Source organism: Spirosoma pomorum, from assembly GCF_054776615.1.
In genome coordinates this window covers 382,050-399,419 of record NZ_BAAHBP010000002.1, presented here as the reverse complement: position 1 = coordinate 399,419, position 17,370 = coordinate 382,050, and the positions used below count along the sequence as shown (strand labels likewise).

Sequence of the window (17,370 nt, the reverse complement as noted above, 5' to 3'; positions counted from 1 at the left end):
CAGCGGTTATCCGAGAAATACCCTACTTTTTACTAACGTACCGATTGCCCTTTACGTAGTAGCGATAGGGTAGATCGACGCCCTGCGTCAGGCCAATGCGTGTCGTAGTGACCATGTCAAAATCGTGCATAACCGGACCACGGATGTATATATTGCCGGTTACCAACGAAGAGTTATTATCCCGTTGCCGGTCAATGCCTAGGGCAATGACCAGTTTACCGGGGCCATTGGCTAGGTTACGTTCCCCATCGGCTGTAGTAGGATCGATGGTATTGTTACGGTACCGCGCGAATCCGGTTTTGAACGCTTCGTTTCGACGTTGTCCCATCAGCTCCAGACCCTCGGTCGGTTCGAGGGCCCGAATCAGTACCGCTTCGCCCACGCCCTCGGGCGCCGTTACGACGTTGATGCAGTTATAATGGTTGTAAATCTGATAGACGTAGAGCGTGCCGGCTGGGCCAAACATGGCGGCATTGCGGGTAGTCTGACGGCGGTAAGCATGGCAGGCTGGGTCGCCCACGATGTACCCTTCCGTTTCGACGATAATTCCCGCCGTTATTCCTTCTTCCGATTCACGCACCAGCTCGCAGCCGAGCAGTAACTGCGCTAGGGTCAGCGTGTCGTGATCCTGATAAAACGATTCGGGAAGACGGGTTGAATGCATAACATTGCGTTGATAAGAATTTACTAAAAGGAATCAATACGGATACAATTTGCTCGTTCTAGGGCAAATGGCTAATCAGATGAAAACGTTTTTTGCCGTATTTGTTTCCAGTTTCGCGCTGGTGGTTCTGTTTGGTGGCTGCGAACGGGAGGGATGCCGACGAACGGCTCAGCCGTATCTTTATTTTGCGCTGACTGATCGGAACAATGCACCTGTTCCCATTACGTCTATTACGCGCGTGCAGATAGTCTATAAAAATGCCTATACCGCCAAGATTGATACGGCAAGGGTGAGCGGTCCTGTTACGCTCCCCAATAAATACTCATCTGCACCCGTCTTCGCCAGTGCCGACGTATTGGAACAGAGTACTCAGGCCGACTCTGCTTCCTATCGGGTGCTGGTCAATAACCAGAATGTTGGAACGTTGCGACTAGCGCCTTTTCGTCGGACCAGCACCTGCGACAGCTGGATATACACCGCCAATGTACAATTCAATGGACGGATTGTTGAAGCGGCTGGCCCGACGAATGAAACATTTCTGCTGCCTGTAGCGCCTTAAATGACGTTCATGGTCTGCTCCTTAATCTTTTCCAACTCGTCTTTCATCTGAACGACTAGGCGCTGAATAGCGGCATCATTGGCTTTGGAGCCAATCGTGTTGATTTCGCGACCAATCTCCTGTGAGATGAAATTGAGCTTTTTACCGTTGGCTTCTTCGGTCGCCAGGACTTCCAGGAAATACGTAAGGTGGTTTTTAAGCCGGACCTTCTCTTCCGAGATGTCGAATTTCTCGACGTAATACACCAGCTCCTGCTCAAAGCGATTCTGGTCGAAGGTGTCGCTGTCGAGTAATTCTTTTACGTTCGCCAGCATCCGCTCGCGCACGGCCGGAATCCGACGTACGTCCTGCTCTTCAATGGCAGTCAGCCGGTCGCTGATGGTCTGGATGTACTCCTGAAACTTGTTTTCCAGAACGGCACCATCCTGACGCCGGAACTCGTCGCATCGACGAATGGCCTCCAGAACGGCGCTGTGAACGGTTGCCCAGTCGTCGGTATCAGCCGTGGGATCAGACGATTCCGTCAGGTACGCATTAGGTTGTTGCAGGGCTAGTTTCAGCACGTCGCTGTCCGCTACGTTCATCAGTAAGCCGTTCGCCGTTTCCTTAATGTCGCTGATGTAAGCCGAGACCAGCGGGCGGTTGATCATCACACCCGGCCGGACAGCGTTTGTCCGGGTCAGGTTCAGCGATAGTTCTACCTTACCCCGTTCCAGTTGTTGCGTCAGAAGGGCGCGTAATTCGATTTCTTTATCCGAAAACTGACGGGGAATCCGGCAGTATATATCCAGAAATTTGGAATTCAGTGTTTTGACTTCTGCCGTTACCGACAGCCCATTGGCTTCTACGGTTGCGTTACCGAAGCCGGTCATGGATTTAAGCATAATTGGTCAAGTAAAGGCCAGTTGGAGCTCGCGGTCTGCCTGTCGAACAAATCGGCGATGCAGACAGCGAACACTAATGATTATTGTTTCTCGGCTGGTTGTTTTTTCAGGGCGTTGGCTTCCAGCTCCATAAACTCTTTGCGCTGACGAGCTACGTCAACGGCCGTATAGATGGCCTGAAGCATGGATGTCTCGTCGGCAACTCCTTTACCGGCGATGTCGTAGGCAGTACCGTGATCGGGAGAGGTGCGTACGGCGGGCATCCCTGCCGTAAAGTTGACCCCTTCTTCAAAGGCAATGGTCTTGAACGGGATCAGCCCCTGATCGTGGTACATAGCCAGTACAGCATCAAATTTCAGGTAACTGCGCGTACCAAAGAAGCCATCGGCGGGGTAGGGCCCAAAAACCAGTTGGCCTTTGTTCCGCCACTCGTTGATAACCGGTCTGATGACTTCCTGTTCTTCATTGCCGAGTAGTCCCTCTTCGCCCGCGTGGGGATTGAGCCCGAGGACGGCAATCTTAGGTTTCTCGATGCCGAAGTCCTGCTTCAGCGACCGCATCATGAACGTAAGTTTCTGCGCGATCTTCTCCTTCGTTACACTTTGCCGAACTCGGCCCAGCGGAATGTGGCCGGTAACGACGCCAACACGTAACGTATTGCTGACCAAAAACATCAGGTTATCGGCAACACCAAATTCCTGAGCCAGGTATTCGGTGTGACCCGGAAATTTAAATTCTTCCGACTGAATGTTGTATTTGTTAATCGGAGCGGTAACCAGCGCGTCAATTTTCCCGTCTTTCAGGTCGTCAACCGCTCGTTGTAAACAGGCAAACGCGGCCTGACCCGCTTCGGGCGTAACCTGGCCCGGATGAATATCCTGATTCTGATCGGGCCAGCAGGTGATGACGTTCGTCAGTTTATGGCTGATCTGACCGACCGTTGGCGCACTATTCAGGTTCCAGTCCTTGAAATTGAGCAGATTCCGGTATCGGTTCAGTACTCGCATAGACCCGTAGATAACGGGCGTGCATATTTTCTGCAACCGGTTATACTGAAGCGCCTTCAAAATGACTTCTGGGCCAATACCGTTATAGTCTCCCAGCGAAATACCGATCACTAGCCGGTCTTCGCGCCCGGCTTGATCTGCGGCAGGAACGGTATTATCCGAGTCGACCGAAGCTGCCATGCTGCCTTCCCGTGCAGAGCCTTCCCGTTGAGGACGCCGTTCTCGATTTTGCTCCCGTTGCTGCGGTATGGGTTGCGGTTCTCGTTGGACGTCTGCTCGCTGGGCGTCACCACGTTGAGCATCGCCCCGTTGGGCGTCACCACGCTGGGGAGCCTCCCGTTGAGACTCGTTACGCGGAGCTGCGTTCCGTTGGTCAGCTTGGCGCGGCTCATTCCGTTGTTGACGATTTTCTCCCTGCCGTTGTGGATTTTGAGCCTGATTGTCGCCCCGTTGGGCGTCACCACGCTGGGCATCACCGCGTTGCCGGGATTCTCCCTGCCGGTTTTCCTGATTACGAGGGGCTTGGTTGGGTGCCCGACTACTTTCTCGTTGAGCCGCGTCCCGTTGAGTGAAGTTCCGCTGGGCGTCACTACGCTGTGTAGCGTCCCGCTGAACTGACTCATTTGCTCGTTGGTCAGAATTACGTGATGGCTGCTCCCGTTGCCCGTTACGCGAATTGTTCTCACGAGGGGCTTCATTTCGTTGAGCATCACCACGTTGGGCGTCACTACGCTGCCCCTCAACTCGTTGACCAGTATCCCGCGGATTGTCATTCCGGGGCGTTTCTCCGCGGGGACGTTGCCGATTTTCGCCACGCTGGCCGTCGCCACGCTGGGCGTCACCACGCTGACTGGCATCCTGCTGAGCATCGTTACGTTGCTCCGGTTGATGCGGGGTTACGTTAGGCTGATCAGTCGCCGGGGGAGAGTCGTTCGTATGAGTAGAGCCCGTCTGCTCGCTAGCCACTGGCTGCTGAGCAGGTGGATTTGATATTGTCTGTTCGGGAGTCGAGACCGGCTGCTGCGCGCCTGAATCGTCTGATTGGCGTTGTTCCATGTACTTTTATTAGTTTCGCCAAAAAATTCCGGGCTGGCGTTTTCTGGTCTTTTTAAGAAAAACTGGCGCTAAACCGGAAATTAATGCCTGCAAGTTACGAAAACCCTACGGATGTCCCAGACCCCACTTTCCATTCTCATTGCCGACGAGATGCACCCGTCGTTGTTCGCTATGCTCGACGAGGCTGGTTTCACCTATGAGTATCAGCCAAAAATTACGCGGCACGAGCTGCTCGAAAAACTGGCTTCGTTCAGTGGACTGATCATTCGTAGTAAAACCACCATTGACGAAGAACTGTTAACGCAGGCGCCTAAGCTGAAGGTTATTGGCCGGGCGGGCGCTGGCCTGGATCTGATTGACCTCAATGCGGTTACGGCGCGGGGCATTCAGGTTTTCCACGCTGGTACCGGTAACCGGGACGCTGTAGGCGAACAAGCCGTTGGTATGCTACTGGCGTTGCTGGCGAATATCGTTAAAGCCGACCGGGAGGTACGGAACGGAATCTGGGATCGGGAAGGAAACCGGGGTTACGAGTTGGGTAGTCTGACGGTCGGCTTGATCGGCTATGGCAACAATGGTCAGGCGACGGCTCGTCGGCTTAGTGGATTCGGGTGCCGGGTGCTGGCTTACGATAAATTCCGGTCGGATTACGGTGATCAATACGCGCAGGAAGCAAGCCAGGAACAAATCATGGCAAAAGCCGATATCGTTAGTCTGCACATCCCCCTCACGAACGAAACACGGATGATGATTAACGATACGTTTATCGAACAGATGGCCAAACCATTCTACCTGATGAACGTAGCGCGGGGCGAAATAACGTCGCTATCAGCGTTGGTTCGTGGACTAGAAACCGGCAAAGTACGCGGAGCCTGTCTGGACGTGCTGGAAAACGAAAAGCTCAACAAACTTACTCCCGAACAACAAACGTCGTTTGATTACCTGCGCCAGTCGGACCGGGTGATTCTAACCCCGCACATTGCGGGCTGGACCCACGAAAGTTACGTTCGGATCAACGAAGTGCTGGTCCAACAGTTGGTCGAAGCCGGGCTGGCCTAATTACGGAATAGAACGAAATTGGCCGTTGTGCAGGTTGTTCCCGCATCGCTGGTTACGCAGATGGGACCAATATCAGCGCCGGTTGGTACAGTGATACGTAATGACGTTCCCTCCAGCACGAAACGGGCTGGCGTCGTCGAACCGGTAAAACGTATTTCCTTCACCAGATCGAGGTTTTGGCCCGTCATGACAATTTGCCCACCGATGCTTGCTAGCTTAGGCGTGAAGTCGGTGATCGTAACGCCTTTGACTACCGTAAAGTCATCCGTGTTGACGGCTACGTCGGTCGAGTTAACAATCCGAATTGGCCCCGTTTTCGCGTCGCTTGGTACTAAAATCCAACGCTCGGTGTCTTCGTTTTTACCGTCGTTAGCGGCTGGCGCTAGTGAGCCGGTAAAATAAATTTTTGCGTCCTGCAGGTAGTTTCCTTTGATAACAACCCGGTCACCAATCTTCCCCTTCGTCGGAGAAATGGACGTAACAAGCGGTTGCTGCACGACTACCAGCGATCGCGCTGAAACGGCCGATCCCGCCCGGTTGCTAACCGTGATTGGGCCACTGACGCCCGTGTTGAGCGGCACGTTAACGAGCAGCCCTGTTCCTTCATAGCGGGTGGTGATGGGAACCGATTCCCCAGCCACTTTGACGTCCGTAATTCGGTACACATCCTGTCCGGAAATGGTAATCGGCTGTCCCCGCAGTTGGCGTGCGGGCGTGAACGTAATGTTGCTGGGCGCTACGTAATACAGGAACCGATCGGCAGCCGTGGCAATCCCCCCCGCGCTGACCGCCGAGACCGCAACAGTTGCCGAGCCGGTTAACGCTGGGACAGTAGCTTCGATCTGCGTGTCGCTCAACAGTCGGAACGTAGCAGGCGTGTCGCCGAAGTTTACTTTGGTTATGTCGCGCAAATTCAGACCAGCTAAAATGATCTTGTCCCCAGCAATACCATCGCGAGCGTTGAGAGCCGTGATCGCGGGTTGTTGAACAACTTTCAAGGTGTCAGTACTGGTTGCAATCAGGCGCTCGAAAACAGTTACGGTAACCCGACCCGTGGTGGCGTTAGTGGGTACCACCGCCTTGATTTGCGTGTCGGTAATTACACTTTGATTGCGATCCGTTGTCAAACCATTGATGGCGACAATCCCGTCTAGCAGGTTGGTGCCCTGAATAATAAGCTCACCACCCGGTCGAATGTCTTTCGGCGAGATACTCGTAATGGTGGGCGTTGCCGCAACAATGAACGGGTACGTAAGCTGACCACCGGACGTTTCAACGACCAGCACGTGCGGGCCGCGTGACAACGTAGCCGGAACCGTAACGGTGACCCGTTGTGCCGTGCTACTATCTTTGATGACAGCAATCGTATTGTCGAAACGAACCCGTTGGAACTGACTTAAGTAATCACCCGCCAGGACGATGTCTGTACCGGCGAGTGCATTGCCCGGTGTAACGCCGGTTAATACCGGAGCGGGTTGCAAAACGGAGAGGGGGAGAGGATCGGTTGTGCCTTCGCTGGTACGGACACGCACGGATCGCATGCCGGGAGCTATGTGCGGAACCATGATCTGAATGGTTGATCCGTCACCACTGGTCACCGAAGCCGAAACCGCCGTAGTCGATTCCCCGACCAGGACCGCTGGCTCGTTGCCGAACTGGTAACCGCTGAGGGTAACCTGCTGGCCGACATATGCTCGTCCCGGCGTCAGGCTTACCAGCTCCGGGGGCGTTGTTTGAACGCGACAACCTACGAAACCAACCAGTAGAAAAGCCGCAGTAAGAAAAGGAAAAATTGATCGCATACGAGAGATACCGGCAGGTATCCAGCCGGTAGGACTGGTAAAATTAGCCATTTTAAGCGTCCAAAAACCATTTCTTTCGAAAGCCTGTTATCCAACAGGACAACCTGGTCCTGTAATCGCCCGCATTTTAATGAACTACCGCAGCCTGAAATCATCAAATTTATTGAAGATCACTACGCTTGGTGAACTAAAAGCCGCTGGTTACCAGTCGCGCTCCATCAAGCAGGAATTACGTGATAACCTGATTGACAAAATAAAAGCAAAAGAAGTGGTTTTCCCCGGTATCTGGGGCTACGAAGATACGGTTATTCCCGATGTGGAGCGGGCTATTCTGTCGATGCACCACATCAACCTGTTAGGGTTGCGTGGGCAGGCAAAAACCCGGATAGCTCGGCAGATGATCAATCTGTTGGATGAATACATCCCGGTTGTGGCGGGCTCGGAATTGAACGATGATCCCCTGGCTCCGCTCTCTCGCTTTGCGCACGATCTGATCACTGAAAAAGGAGACGCTACACCCATTGCGTGGATGCATCGCAACGATCGCTACACCGAAAAACTGGCAACCCCCGACGTATCGGTGGCCGACCTGGTGGGGGATGTTGATCCTATCAAAGCGGCTACGCTGAAGCTACCTTATTCTGACGAACGGACAATCCACTTTGGTCTGATTCCGCGATCGCACCGGTGTATTTTCGTTATCAACGAGTTGCCTGACCTCCAGGCGCGTATTCAGGTGTCGCTGTTCAACATTCTACAGGAAGGCGACATCCAGATTCGCGGTTTTAAACTGCGCCTGCCGCTCGACATTCAGTTTGTGTTTACGGCTAACCCAGAAGACTATACGAACCGGGGGAGTATCGTAACGCCCCTGAAGGACCGGATCGACTCGCAGATCGTAACCCACTACCCGAAATCTATCGAGATTGGGAAGAAGATCACCCAGCAGGAAGCGATTATCAAAACGGAGCAAAAAGGCATGGTGAAAACCAATGACCTGGTGGCTGACCTGATTGAGCAGATTGCTATCGAAGCGCGGGAGAGCGAATACGTCGATGCCAAGAGTGGGGTATCAGCTCGGATGACGATTTCGGCTTACGAAAACCTGCTCTCGTCGGCTGAGCGTCGCGCCCTGCTGAACAGTGAGAAGGAAACGTACGTGCGCATTGCCGACCTGTACGGCGTTGTCCCAGCCATCTGTGGTAAAGTCGAGTTGGTGTACGAAGGAGAGGTTGAAGGACCGGTCATCGTGGCGCAGAATCTGATTGGGAAAGCAATCCGGAATCAGTTCCTGCAATACTTCCCTAATCCGGAGAAAGCCAAGAAAGACAAACGCGGTAACCCCTACAAAAAGGTGACCGACTGGTTCGGCGATGGTAACACGATGGACATTCTGAACGACCTGACGAACCGGGACTATGAAGCTCGTTTAAAGACAATCGATGGTCTCGATGATCTGATCGAGCAGTTTCAGTCGCGGCTGAGCAAACCCGAAAAGCTGTTCATGATGGAGTTTGCCTTACATGGCCTGGCTGAACATTCGCTGGTGGGTAAGAAAGCCATGGACACTGGCCAGTCATTCAAAGATCTGCTCGGTTCGATGTTCAACCCCGACAGCAGTTTTGGGGAAGAAGAGGAGGACGAAGACGAGGATGACCGGTACTAAGTAGCACACGACAACAAAACGGGAAGCTGACAATCAGCTTCCCGTTTTTATTCGATGACGACCGCCGTACCATTGGCCGATACCATCAGCATCGAGCCATTACCGCCTACCGTCTGATAGTCCAGGTCAACGCCGATGATGGCGTTAGCACCGAGCCGGGTAGCCTGATCCATCATTTCCTTGACGGCAATGCTTTTGGCCTCGCGCAACCACTGCTCGTAAGCGCTCGATCGACCGCCGACAATATCTCGGACATTCGCGAAAAAATCTTTAACCAGATTGGCGCCAATTATTGCTTCGCCGTTCACCAGACCGACGTATTGTTTAATTCGTTTGCCTTCGATAGTTGAGGTAGTTGTAATGAGCATAGGCTGAGTTTTTCACCCAAACTTACCCATTTTTAGTGACATCATTTTCAACACATGATAAGATGCTGTTGGTCGATTTCACAACCGGTAGATTACTTAGGATAAGCGGCAAAATAAAATGTTCGGTGTCTAGCCAAAATAACGGAGATTAGTACTAGTATTACGTTACTAGTTACGACCTTAAGTGACTTGCGCACAGTATGGCCTGATAATTGATTTACAATCGGCTAAGCGATGTTCCGTAACTGCCGTAATTAGAATTTGTTTTATTGAGTTGTAAGAACAGACAGCCCAGATCTACGTAGGTCCGGGCTTGTTTTTTAGGTGCTTTTCCTCTGCCGTTTCTTACCAATCTCATTCGTGTTGATCAGGAACAACAGGTTGCTAGAAGGCGTAATGGGTAGAAATTCGTTCGGGGCTGCTCTGTCCGTTGTACAGAGTTGACCAAAATAGAATGACCGTTGGAGATTCAGTTTAGCCAGCAGGAGATAGACCATATCCGGCAATTTTTTGATCAGGTTGGTTCAGGTGAAATTGGGGAATCGACCGCTTCTTCTCAGCCAGCCTGGAACACTACGTTTCTATTGTTGCGAAAATTGCTGGCCTATGGCTTTCATTACGTCAGGCAGGTTGATTCAACAATGAGCTATCAGGACTTACAACGGTTGACTACCAAACCTGACGCTATGTTGACAGTCGTTCAACTGCACTTAGCTGTATTTCAACAACTGCTAGTGACGTACACGACACAACAGGAGAGGGCGTAGTAGACGTGCTCCTTCGACCACTCGGACACCGCTAAACATCCCTGACAGTACAACGACTGATCACGAACGATGACGACAAAAGGCTTTACATTCTTGTTGCTGACGATTACCGGCTGGATTCCTTATATGGCCTTGGCTCAATCGACCACTAGTGTCTACAGCTGGACGAATCTGCCGACGGTTGTTCAGCCCGTTTTTCGGACGGATACGGTAACGATTCTGGCGTATGGCGCCAAGCCCGACGGCGTTACGCTGAACACCAAAGCAATTAACGCGGCTATTTCATCATGTAGTCAGAACGGCGGGGGCGTTGTTCTCGTTCCCGCAGGCCTGTGGCTAACCGGGCCAATCGAGCTGAAAAGCAATGTTAATCTTCACCTGCGCAAAGCCGCTACGATTCTGTTTACGACCGATAAAAGCCAATACGACCTGGTTGAAGGGACGTATGAAGGCAAGCGGGCGGCCCGAAATCAGTCGCCTGTATCGGGGACAAATCTGGAAAATGTGGCTATTACCGGCCAAGGAGTTGTAGATGGGAATGGTGATGTTTGGCGGGCTGTTCATAAAAGACAGCTGACCGATGATCAATGGCAGGCGAAAGTGGTGTCGGGTGGGTTCCTCAACGAGGACGGTAAAACCTGGTATCCCAGTGAGCAGTTCAAACGAGCCAGCGTTGAAAATTGGAGTATGCTGCTAACTGCCGGGAAAAAGCCGCAGGATTTTGTCAACATGAAAGACTTTCTGCGGCCTAATCTGCTGGTGCTAACCCGCTGCAAAAAAGTATTGCTGGAGGGCGTTACGTTCCAGAATTCACCGGCCTGGTGTCTGCATCCGTTGATGTGCCAGGACATAACCATCCGTAACGTAACAACGAAGAATCCTGAGTATGCTCATAATGGCGACGGGATGGATATTGAATCCTGCAAGAACTTCCTGATTGAAGGCTGCACGCTTGACGTGGGTGATGATGCCATCTGCATCAAATCGGGGAAAGACGAGGAAGGCCGGAAGCGGGGGATGCCGACCGAAAATGGCGTGATCCGGAATAACACGGTTTATAATGGACACGGTGGATTTGTGGTCGGTAGCGAGATGAGCGGAGGGGCACGCAACATCTTTGTCTCAAACTGTACGTTTATGGGTACTGACAAAGGATTGCGATTCAAGTCAGTACGGGGTCGAGGGGGCGTCGTGGAGCATATCTACGCGAAAGATATTTACATGAAGGACATCGTCCAGGAAGCGATCTTTTTCGACATGTATTACTTTGTCAAATTTGCCACCGACGGTGACCGTGATAAGCGTTCGGCTGACCCGGTTGTCAACGAAGGAACACCAGTATTTCGGGACATGCGTTTTGAAAACATCGTTTGTGCTGGGGCTACCAAGGGCGTTTTTATCCGTGGCTTGCCCGAAATGCCAATCAAAACGATCAGCCTGGAAAACTTAGTGTTACAGGCGGATAAGGGGATAGAGTTGATCGACGCAAGTGGGATTCAGGTCAAAAACGTACAGCTTGTTACCAAGAGTACAAAACCCGTTATCCTGGTTGAGAACAGTAGTAACCTTCTTTTCGACTCAATCCAATACGTTCCTGATGCCAGTCTACTGTTTTCAATAAACGGCAAGCGGAGTAAGGCAATCGAAGTGAAAAACACGAACGTCGCCAATGCCCAGACCAGGGCCGAGTTTGGGCAGGGAGCACAGGAAAAGAACCTGATTGTCTCATCAAGCAAATAAGGTCATGAGACTTCTACCACGAGTTTTAGGTCTGCTAAGCTTATGGGGGCTGGGCGCTTTTGTGACGCCAATCAACAAGATTACGGTCTACCTGATTGGTGATTCAACTATGTCGGTTAAATTGGTAAGTAACTACCCGGAAACCGGCTGGGGCATGCCATTTACCCATTTTTTCGACGAGACCGTAACGGTCGACAACCGAGCGCAGAATGGACGTAGCACCCGCACGTTTATCGATGAGAACCGTTGGCAGCCTGTTGTTGACAGTCTACGGGAGGGGGATTACGTCTTTATTCAGTTCGGACACAATGATGAAGTGGTAACGAAGAAAAGTTATACGACTGAGTCGGCGTTTGAAGCCAACCTGCTTCGGTTCGTAACGGAAAGCCGGGATCGAAAAGCGATTCCCGTACTGATCACCCCCGTGGCCCGCCGGAAGTTCGACGCAGCCGGGAACATTGAAGGCACTCATACTGTCTACGCCAATCTGGTACGTAAGGTAGCCGCCGATAGTCAAACGCCGTTGATCGATCTGGATACACAGAGCCAGCAGCTTTTGCAACAGCTTGGGGTCGAAAACTCAACGATGTTGTTTCTGCATCTTGCTCCCAACGAGCACCCAAACTACCCCGGGGGCAAGGAAGATAATACCCATTTCAACGAGCTGGGAGCCCGGCGCGTTGCCGAAATCGTGCTGGCGAGCATCCGGTCGCTGAAGCTTGATTTAGCGGATCGTATTCGCAAACCGGTCGAAACGAAGTAAGCTGATTGCTGTTCCAAACCCGATGAAAAACGTATTGCTTGTTTGTTGCTTCCTGCTGTGCACGCATCTGGTAAAGGGTCAGTCGACACTATCCCCAACGGTAGCGATGTCGTTTACAGTTGCACAAGATGGAAGCGGGACGCACAAAACCATTCAGGAAGCTGTTAACAGCTTTCGCGATCACATGCAGGTACGGGTAACGCTGTACGTCAAAAATGGAGTGTACGCTGAAAAGCTTGTTATTCCGTCCTGGAAACCTAATATCCACCTCATTGGGGAAAGCAAAGAAGAGGTCATCATCACCGGGGCCGACTATTCCGGGAAAACGTATCCGAACGGCCGGGATGGAACCGGCAACGACAAGTTTAGTACCTACACGTCTTATACCGTTCGGGTTGATGCGCCGGACGTTATTCTGGAGAATATGACGATCCGCAATACCGCTGGTCGGGTGGGGCAGGCGGTTGCGCTCCACGTAGAGGGTGATCGATTTGTCTGCAAAAACTGTAGTTTGCTTGGTAACCAGGATACGCTGTACGCAGCCGCTGAAGGAAGTCGGCAGTATTACGAAAACTGTTTTATTGAAGGGACAACCGATTTTATTTTCGGGAAATCTATCTCTGTTTTTCAGTCCTGCATCATCAAAAGCCTGTCGGATTCGTACATCACCGCAGCCGCTACGCCCGCCTATCAACAATACGGGTTTGTCTTCTTTGATTGTAAATTAGTCGCTGATTCGTCTGCAAAAAGAGTCTACCTGGGTCGTCCCTGGCGACCGTACGCCCAGACCATTTTTATTCGAACCAACATCGGCGATCATGTTCTACCCGCAGGCTGGGACAATTGGGGGAATGCCGTTAATGAAAAGACGGTATTGTACGCTGAGTTCGGGAGTACCGGAACGGGTGGGAACGTATCAAAGCGAGTGAACTGGTCGAAACAGCTATCGGCTAAAGAAGCCTCGACGTACACGCTGGCTACCATCTTCTCCACGCAGTCGGCCTGGTTACCGAAGTAATCTTTGCTTCAGCCTGGTTACGACAGGCTTTCGGCGTATTCGATTAGAAAATGGAATACGCGATTACTAATCCTTATTTGACGAGGATCGGCCTGGTGGCAAATTTTGCCACATGAAAACGACATCAACGGAAGAATTTATTACAACCGATATCGCCATCATTGGTGCTGGTCCGGTAGGCCTTTTTGCTGTATTTGAAGCCGGTTTACTTAAGATGCGCTGTCATCTTATTGACGCGTTACCCCAGGTGGGTGGTCAATTATCGGAGATCTACCCCCAAAAGCCGATCTATGATATTCCAGGTTTCCCCGCCATCAATGCGCAGGCGCTGGTTGACGGGTTGATGGAGCAAATTGCCCCCTTTGAACCAGGCTTTTCATTAGGCGAACGGGTTGACCGGTTGCAGCAAACCGCTGATAAATGCTTTGTTATTCATACTAATGAAGGAACAGAGATCCGGGCGAAGGTAGTCGTCATTGCTGGTGGGCTAGGCTGTTTTGAGCCGCGTAAACCGGATATACCCGGCCTAACCCAATTCGAGGGAAAAGGCGTCAACTATATGATTAAAAATCCGGAACTCTACCGGGGGCGACAGGTGGTGCTTTCGGGTGGGGGCGATTCAGCGCTGGACTGGACCCTCTTCTTGGCTAACGTTGCGGAGCGCGTTACGCTGGTGCACCGGGGAGAAACTTTTCGAGGGCATCCTGACTCAGCCGAAAAAGTGTTTCAGCTGGCTCAGCAGGGGAAAATCAATCTGCTGCTACAATCCCAGATAACTGCCCTTGACGGACAAGGGCACCTGCAACAGGTAACCGTAGCGGATAAGCTGAAAAAAACGTCGGTACTGGAGGCTGATTATCTGATCCCTTTGTTTGGCCTCACGCCCAAGTTAGGTCCTATCGCAAACTGGGGGCTAGGTATTGATAATACCGCCCTCGTTGTCAACGTGCATGATTATTCTACTGATGTGGAGGGGATCTATGCGATCGGTGATATTAATACGTATCCTGGCAAGTTAAAGCTGATTCTGTGCGGGTTTCACGAAGCTGCTTTGATGGCCCAAAGTGCCTTTAAGCACGTCTATCCAGAACAAAAATTGAGTTTCAAATACACGACCGTTAATGGCGTAAACGCTTTTTAAGATGATTCAAATTACGGTAGAAGATCGACAGGGTTTGGTGCAGCACCTGCAGCTTGATGACCACGTTGGACAGAATCTAATGGAAACCTTAAAAGGACACGGGTACGACATGCGGGCCACCTGTGGTGGGCTGGCTCTGTGCGCCGATTGTCATTGCCTGATACTAGCCAATGAGAGTAGTCTGGAACCAGCTGAAGACGCCGAATTAACAACGTTAGACACCAGACCAGATGCCCAGGACAACAGTCGCTTATCGTGCCAGATTCGTGTTGCAAATCAACTTCATGGAACCGCTATTCGCCTGATGGGCTATGCCGATTAATGAATAAGTTATTCAGGGGGCATCTATAAGCTCTCCTTAGGAACGTGATAAAAAAAAGAAAGCGGCTACTAGCCGCTTCTTTTAAAATCTCCTCAAATAAACTTATATACATAGCTAACCTGCTAATTATGTAGACTGTTTAAGCCGGGGCTGATTTTGTTTCTCACAGATGCAGTAGGGAAGTAGCTAAGAAGAAAAATGTGAGGACCTGCCAAAAGTATAATTGGCACGCTAGGTCAGTTGATGGCCAAGGTTATGAAGTAGCTATCTTATCAAAGGCAAACTGCTATGTATAGCCTTCGCAACTCATTCAAAATGAATGATAAAGGCCGGTAATTAGCGATGCAAGGCTAAAAGAAAGAAAGCGGCTATGAGCCGCTTTCTTTGCATAATCTCCTCAAATTAGTTTATCTACAGTAACAAAATAGACTTGCTATAAACAACAAACTTACTTGTTTAATTTTTGTTCGACAAAGTAGGAATAGTGATGTTTCCTTTGTATATAGTCTTATATCTAGTAAATATATTGGGTATATATGTAATTAACAATCGAGAATTGTAACGATATTTTCCTCCGTTGTTAACTTATACAACTAACACGGCTCGACGTGAGTGTAATGCTGATATGTAATGTTGTGAGTCTGTAAAGGGTAAGCATCCATAGCAGGAAATAACCGATCAGCAGCGAAACGACTGGAAAACTAATTTTGCCAAGCAAGGGCAGAGACGAAGCCCAACATAAAGTGATTAGGAGATTGCTGCTGATAGAACCCAACATTTAATTCGTCAAGCGAACCAACTTGACCAGAAGATCACTACGCACATGCAGCATTCCGGTTAATCGAGTCTGTCTAATCTTTAGACTGTTGTGGTAGCTATTAATAAGCCGTGATCGGCGTGGCTCTTCAGTAAAACACGTGTAGGCTTGTTCAAGTAAGCTATTCAGGCGATCAATCATTTCCTGTTGAGCAACGATCTGATCGTGGTAGAGCTGGCTGCGCTTTTTGAGCAGGGCTATCAATTCAGATTTGTCAACCTTGCTTGGGAGAGAAGACTTTGCTAAGATCGCTTCCCAGTCGTGCTGTAGGGCGTAAAGCTCCTTGAGAAATGAGGTTTGTCCATCGAAAGCAGCAACGGGCAATTCGGTGCGGCTATTACTATCCAAAATGTAGGCTTGCTCCAACGTATTGCCCGTGGCAACCAGATCACTCAGCACCTGGAAGGCTGCCTGAATAGAGCGAGGATTACAAGAAAATATACGAAACTCCTGACTTTGATCAATAGCCTTCAGCACTAATACCATACTCCCAATGATCCAATTTCGAGACTAATATACTATCGATGAATCCTTTTTGAGTTGCGCAAGGTAACAAAACTAGGTAACGGGTCGATAGAAAAATATGATTTCTCTGGCTGAACACGACTGCCTGTTGACTCTCTTCTAAAACTTCGCAATCTGTTGGTGCGTCGCCAAAATAAGCCAGTACTGATGCATTTCAGCTGTATCAGTAATTTGGCGTAGGAGAAAAGACTGGTGTTGTTGCCCTCTACCTAGACCTACGATTTGTAGATCGTGCGTCACTGTAGTGATATGAGCTACAAAGACAAAACCCCGGCAAGTTGCCAGGGCTAGTACTATCACCAAATTAACTATATGAATGAAAGCTGGCTAAGTAGATTCGATAGTCAGCCTGAATGATCAGATTCTGGAAATCGAAAAGGCAAAACCCGCTTTTAAGGCAGGTTTTGCCCACAATAGAAGCACTAATCTGAGGAGAACAAATATAGGAAAATACTTAAGTAAGTCTATGTTGATACACTCAATTTTTTGGGCTTGTTGGAAAAATTTGAGAAGGGCTTCAAATGGATCCGGCTGCCTTCGGGCTAGTATAGGTGAACTGTATCCGCAATTAGATTTAATACGTGTGCTAATTGGTTGTTGGTCAATACGATGGTGGTCGTTCGACGTGATGTGCTATAGAGCGTGATTTAGGGAAAACGCTTAACTTGGCCGCAGTTAGGTATTTATTTCTGACATGGTACCTTTGTAGCTCAATCAATGGTACAAATGAAAAAGCTACTTCCTATTTTTTTATTGCTCGTTTTAGGTATTTCAGCCTGCAAAAAAGACGATGTTGACGCTGCAACGTCGACGGATTGGTCCACGATAGTCGACGGCACGTATGCATTTACACAGGTAACATCGGGTGGGACAGTCGTCACCTACCCGAGTAATGGGAATACTGGTCAGATAATATTTACCCGTACAGCTAATAGCCAGTCAACTATGCGTATTGTTGTATCAGCGGGTAGCAATGCACTGTATGATCAGTCCACGACCGTTTACCTGACTGGTTCAGGAGGCTCTGTCGATATATACGCCGACGCCAACCACACCACCAAGTTTGGCACCGCTACTAAAAACTCGGTTAATCTGTCAAGCAATTCAGTCGGTACCATTACGGCTGCTCGCTAACCGGTTTGCTTCCCCGATGCACGATAAGGCCTGTCAACGTAACAAGCCACTGTAATGACCGGTTAGCTTGACGGGCGT

Annotated in this window: 16 protein-coding genes; 9 read left to right on the top strand and 7 right to left on the bottom strand. The window is 50.4% G+C overall.

Annotated features, from left to right (window positions below):
• Positions 1–22: 22 nt before the first annotated feature.
• Positions 23–664, bottom strand: coding sequence for a DNA-3-methyladenine glycosylase (locus tag ACYVAD_RS07450; RefSeq protein ID WP_461138853.1), 642 nt, complete (start codon positions 662–664; stop codon positions 23–25).
• A 79-nt stretch (positions 665–743) separates the two neighbouring features.
• On the opposite strand from ACYVAD_RS07450, the gene ACYVAD_RS07445 reads away from it, so the two are divergent.
• Positions 744–1,223, top strand: coding sequence for a hypothetical protein (locus ACYVAD_RS07445; RefSeq protein WP_461138852.1), 480 nt, complete (start codon positions 744–746; stop codon positions 1,221–1,223).
• Here the strand turns inward: ACYVAD_RS07445 and ACYVAD_RS07440 are convergent.
• Positions 1,220–2,107, bottom strand: coding sequence for a YicC/YloC family endoribonuclease (locus tag ACYVAD_RS07440; RefSeq protein WP_461138851.1), 888 nt, complete (start codon positions 2,105–2,107; stop codon positions 1,220–1,222). The two genes, ACYVAD_RS07445 and ACYVAD_RS07440, sit on opposite strands and share 4 nt — an antisense overlap.
• An 80-nt stretch (positions 2,108–2,187) precedes the next feature.
• Positions 2,188–4,170, bottom strand: coding sequence for a 4-hydroxythreonine-4-phosphate dehydrogenase PdxA (gene pdxA, locus ACYVAD_RS07435; protein ID WP_461138850.1), 1,983 nt, complete (start codon positions 4,168–4,170; stop codon positions 2,188–2,190).
• Positions 4,171–4,281: 111 nt separating this feature from the next.
• Here pdxA and ACYVAD_RS07430 point away from each other — a divergent pair, with 111 nt between their 5' ends.
• Positions 4,282–5,229 carry a 2-hydroxyacid dehydrogenase gene (locus ACYVAD_RS07430; protein WP_461138849.1) on the top strand — a complete coding sequence of 316 codons (948 nt, stop codon included), beginning with the start codon at positions 4,282–4,284 and terminating at the stop codon, positions 5,227–5,229.
• Here the strand turns inward: ACYVAD_RS07430 and ACYVAD_RS07425 are convergent.
• On the bottom strand, positions 5,226–7,031 hold the full coding sequence (locus tag ACYVAD_RS07425; RefSeq protein WP_461138848.1) for an IPT/TIG domain-containing protein: 1,806 nt from the start codon (positions 7,029–7,031) through the stop codon (positions 5,226–5,228). The two genes, ACYVAD_RS07430 and ACYVAD_RS07425, sit on opposite strands and share 4 nt — an antisense overlap.
• Positions 7,032–7,161: 130 nt before the next feature.
• Between ACYVAD_RS07425 and ACYVAD_RS07420 the strand changes: the two genes are divergently transcribed.
• A complete protein-coding gene (locus ACYVAD_RS07420) occupies positions 7,162–8,697 on the top strand; it encodes a P-loop NTPase family protein (RefSeq protein WP_461138847.1) in 1,536 nt (511 codons plus the stop codon).
• A gap of 47 nt (positions 8,698–8,744) precedes the next feature.
• Here ACYVAD_RS07420 and ACYVAD_RS07415 read toward each other — a convergent pair whose 3' ends face one another.
• Complete coding sequence (locus ACYVAD_RS07415) at positions 8,745–9,065, bottom strand: heavy metal-binding domain-containing protein (RefSeq protein ID WP_461138846.1); 321 nt, start codon at positions 9,063–9,065, stop codon at positions 8,745–8,747.
• A gap of 320 nt (positions 9,066–9,385) precedes the next feature.
• A complete protein-coding gene (locus tag ACYVAD_RS07410) occupies positions 9,386–9,562 on the bottom strand; it encodes a hypothetical protein (RefSeq protein ID WP_461138845.1) in 177 nt (58 codons plus the stop codon).
• 339 nt (positions 9,563–9,901) lie between these two features.
• Here ACYVAD_RS07410 and ACYVAD_RS07405 point away from each other — a divergent pair, with 339 nt between their 5' ends.
• The 5 genes from ACYVAD_RS07405 (at position 9,902) to ACYVAD_RS07385 (ending at position 14,816) form a co-directional block, all read left to right on the top strand.
• Positions 9,902–11,572 carry a glycoside hydrolase family 28 protein gene (locus ACYVAD_RS07405; protein ID WP_461138844.1) on the top strand — a complete coding sequence of 557 codons (1,671 nt, stop codon included), beginning with the start codon at positions 9,902–9,904 and terminating at the stop codon, positions 11,570–11,572.
• 4 nt (positions 11,573–11,576) lie between these two features.
• Positions 11,577–12,335, top strand: coding sequence for a rhamnogalacturonan acetylesterase (locus ACYVAD_RS07400; protein ID WP_461138843.1), 759 nt, complete (start codon positions 11,577–11,579; stop codon positions 12,333–12,335).
• A 22-nt stretch (positions 12,336–12,357) separates the two neighbouring features.
• Positions 12,358–13,353 (top strand): pectinesterase family protein, encoded by a 996-nt coding sequence (locus ACYVAD_RS07395; RefSeq protein ID WP_461138842.1) that lies wholly within the window; start codon positions 12,358–12,360, stop codon positions 13,351–13,353.
• A gap of 112 nt (positions 13,354–13,465) precedes the next feature.
• Positions 13,466–14,494, top strand: coding sequence for an NAD(P)/FAD-dependent oxidoreductase (locus ACYVAD_RS07390; RefSeq protein ID WP_461138841.1), 1,029 nt, complete (start codon positions 13,466–13,468; stop codon positions 14,492–14,494).
• A 1-nt stretch (position 14,495) separates the two neighbouring features.
• Positions 14,496–14,816: a 2Fe-2S iron-sulfur cluster-binding protein gene (locus ACYVAD_RS07385; RefSeq protein ID WP_461138840.1), complete on the top strand. Its 321-nt coding sequence runs from the start codon at positions 14,496–14,498 to the stop codon at positions 14,814–14,816.
• Positions 14,817–15,594: 778 nt separating this feature from the next.
• Here ACYVAD_RS07385 and ACYVAD_RS07380 read toward each other — a convergent pair.
• The gene (locus tag ACYVAD_RS07380) at positions 15,595–16,119 is read right to left on the bottom strand and encodes a hypothetical protein (protein ID WP_461138839.1); all 525 of its coding nucleotides are present in this window, start codon (positions 16,117–16,119) and stop codon (positions 15,595–15,597) included.
• Between the two features lie 765 nt (positions 16,120–16,884).
• Here ACYVAD_RS07380 and ACYVAD_RS07375 point away from each other — a divergent pair.
• Entirely contained in the window at positions 16,885–17,292 is a 408-nt protein-coding gene (locus ACYVAD_RS07375) for a hypothetical protein (RefSeq protein WP_461138838.1), read from the top strand.
• Positions 17,293–17,370: the final 78 nt, after the last annotated feature.

Bases quoted from the DNA above. Each gene is read 5' to 3' on its own strand.
- ACYVAD_RS07450 (WP_461138853.1), bottom strand. From the start codon at position 664: ATGCATTCAACCCGTCTTCCCGAATCGTTTTATCAGGATCACGACACG.
- ACYVAD_RS07445 (WP_461138852.1), top strand. From the start codon at position 744: ATGAAAACGTTTTTTGCCGTATTTGTTTCCAGTTTCGCGCTGGTGGTT.
- ACYVAD_RS07440 (WP_461138851.1), bottom strand. From the start codon at position 2,107: ATGCTTAAATCCATGACCGGCTTCGGTAACGCAACCGTAGAAGCCAAT.
- pdxA (WP_461138850.1), bottom strand. From the start codon at position 4,170: ATGGAACAACGCCAATCAGACGATTCAGGCGCGCAGCAGCCGGTCTCG.
- ACYVAD_RS07430 (WP_461138849.1), top strand. From the start codon at position 4,282: ATGTCCCAGACCCCACTTTCCATTCTCATTGCCGACGAGATGCACCCG.
- ACYVAD_RS07425 (WP_461138848.1), bottom strand. From the start codon at position 7,031: ATGCGATCAATTTTTCCTTTTCTTACTGCGGCTTTTCTACTGGTTGGT.
- ACYVAD_RS07420 (WP_461138847.1), top strand. From the start codon at position 7,162: ATGAACTACCGCAGCCTGAAATCATCAAATTTATTGAAGATCACTACG.
- ACYVAD_RS07415 (WP_461138846.1), bottom strand. From the start codon at position 9,065: ATGCTCATTACAACTACCTCAACTATCGAAGGCAAACGAATTAAACAA.
- ACYVAD_RS07410 (WP_461138845.1), bottom strand. From the start codon at position 9,562: ATGGTCTATCTCCTGCTGGCTAAACTGAATCTCCAACGGTCATTCTAT.
- ACYVAD_RS07405 (WP_461138844.1), top strand. From the start codon at position 9,902: ATGACGACAAAAGGCTTTACATTCTTGTTGCTGACGATTACCGGCTGG.
- ACYVAD_RS07400 (WP_461138843.1), top strand. From the start codon at position 11,577: ATGAGACTTCTACCACGAGTTTTAGGTCTGCTAAGCTTATGGGGGCTG.
- ACYVAD_RS07395 (WP_461138842.1), top strand. From the start codon at position 12,358: ATGAAAAACGTATTGCTTGTTTGTTGCTTCCTGCTGTGCACGCATCTG.
- ACYVAD_RS07390 (WP_461138841.1), top strand. From the start codon at position 13,466: ATGAAAACGACATCAACGGAAGAATTTATTACAACCGATATCGCCATC.
- ACYVAD_RS07385 (WP_461138840.1), top strand. From the start codon at position 14,496: ATGATTCAAATTACGGTAGAAGATCGACAGGGTTTGGTGCAGCACCTG.
- ACYVAD_RS07380 (WP_461138839.1), bottom strand. From the start codon at position 16,119: ATGGTATTAGTGCTGAAGGCTATTGATCAAAGTCAGGAGTTTCGTATA.
- ACYVAD_RS07375 (WP_461138838.1), top strand. From the start codon at position 16,885: ATGAAAAAGCTACTTCCTATTTTTTTATTGCTCGTTTTAGGTATTTCA.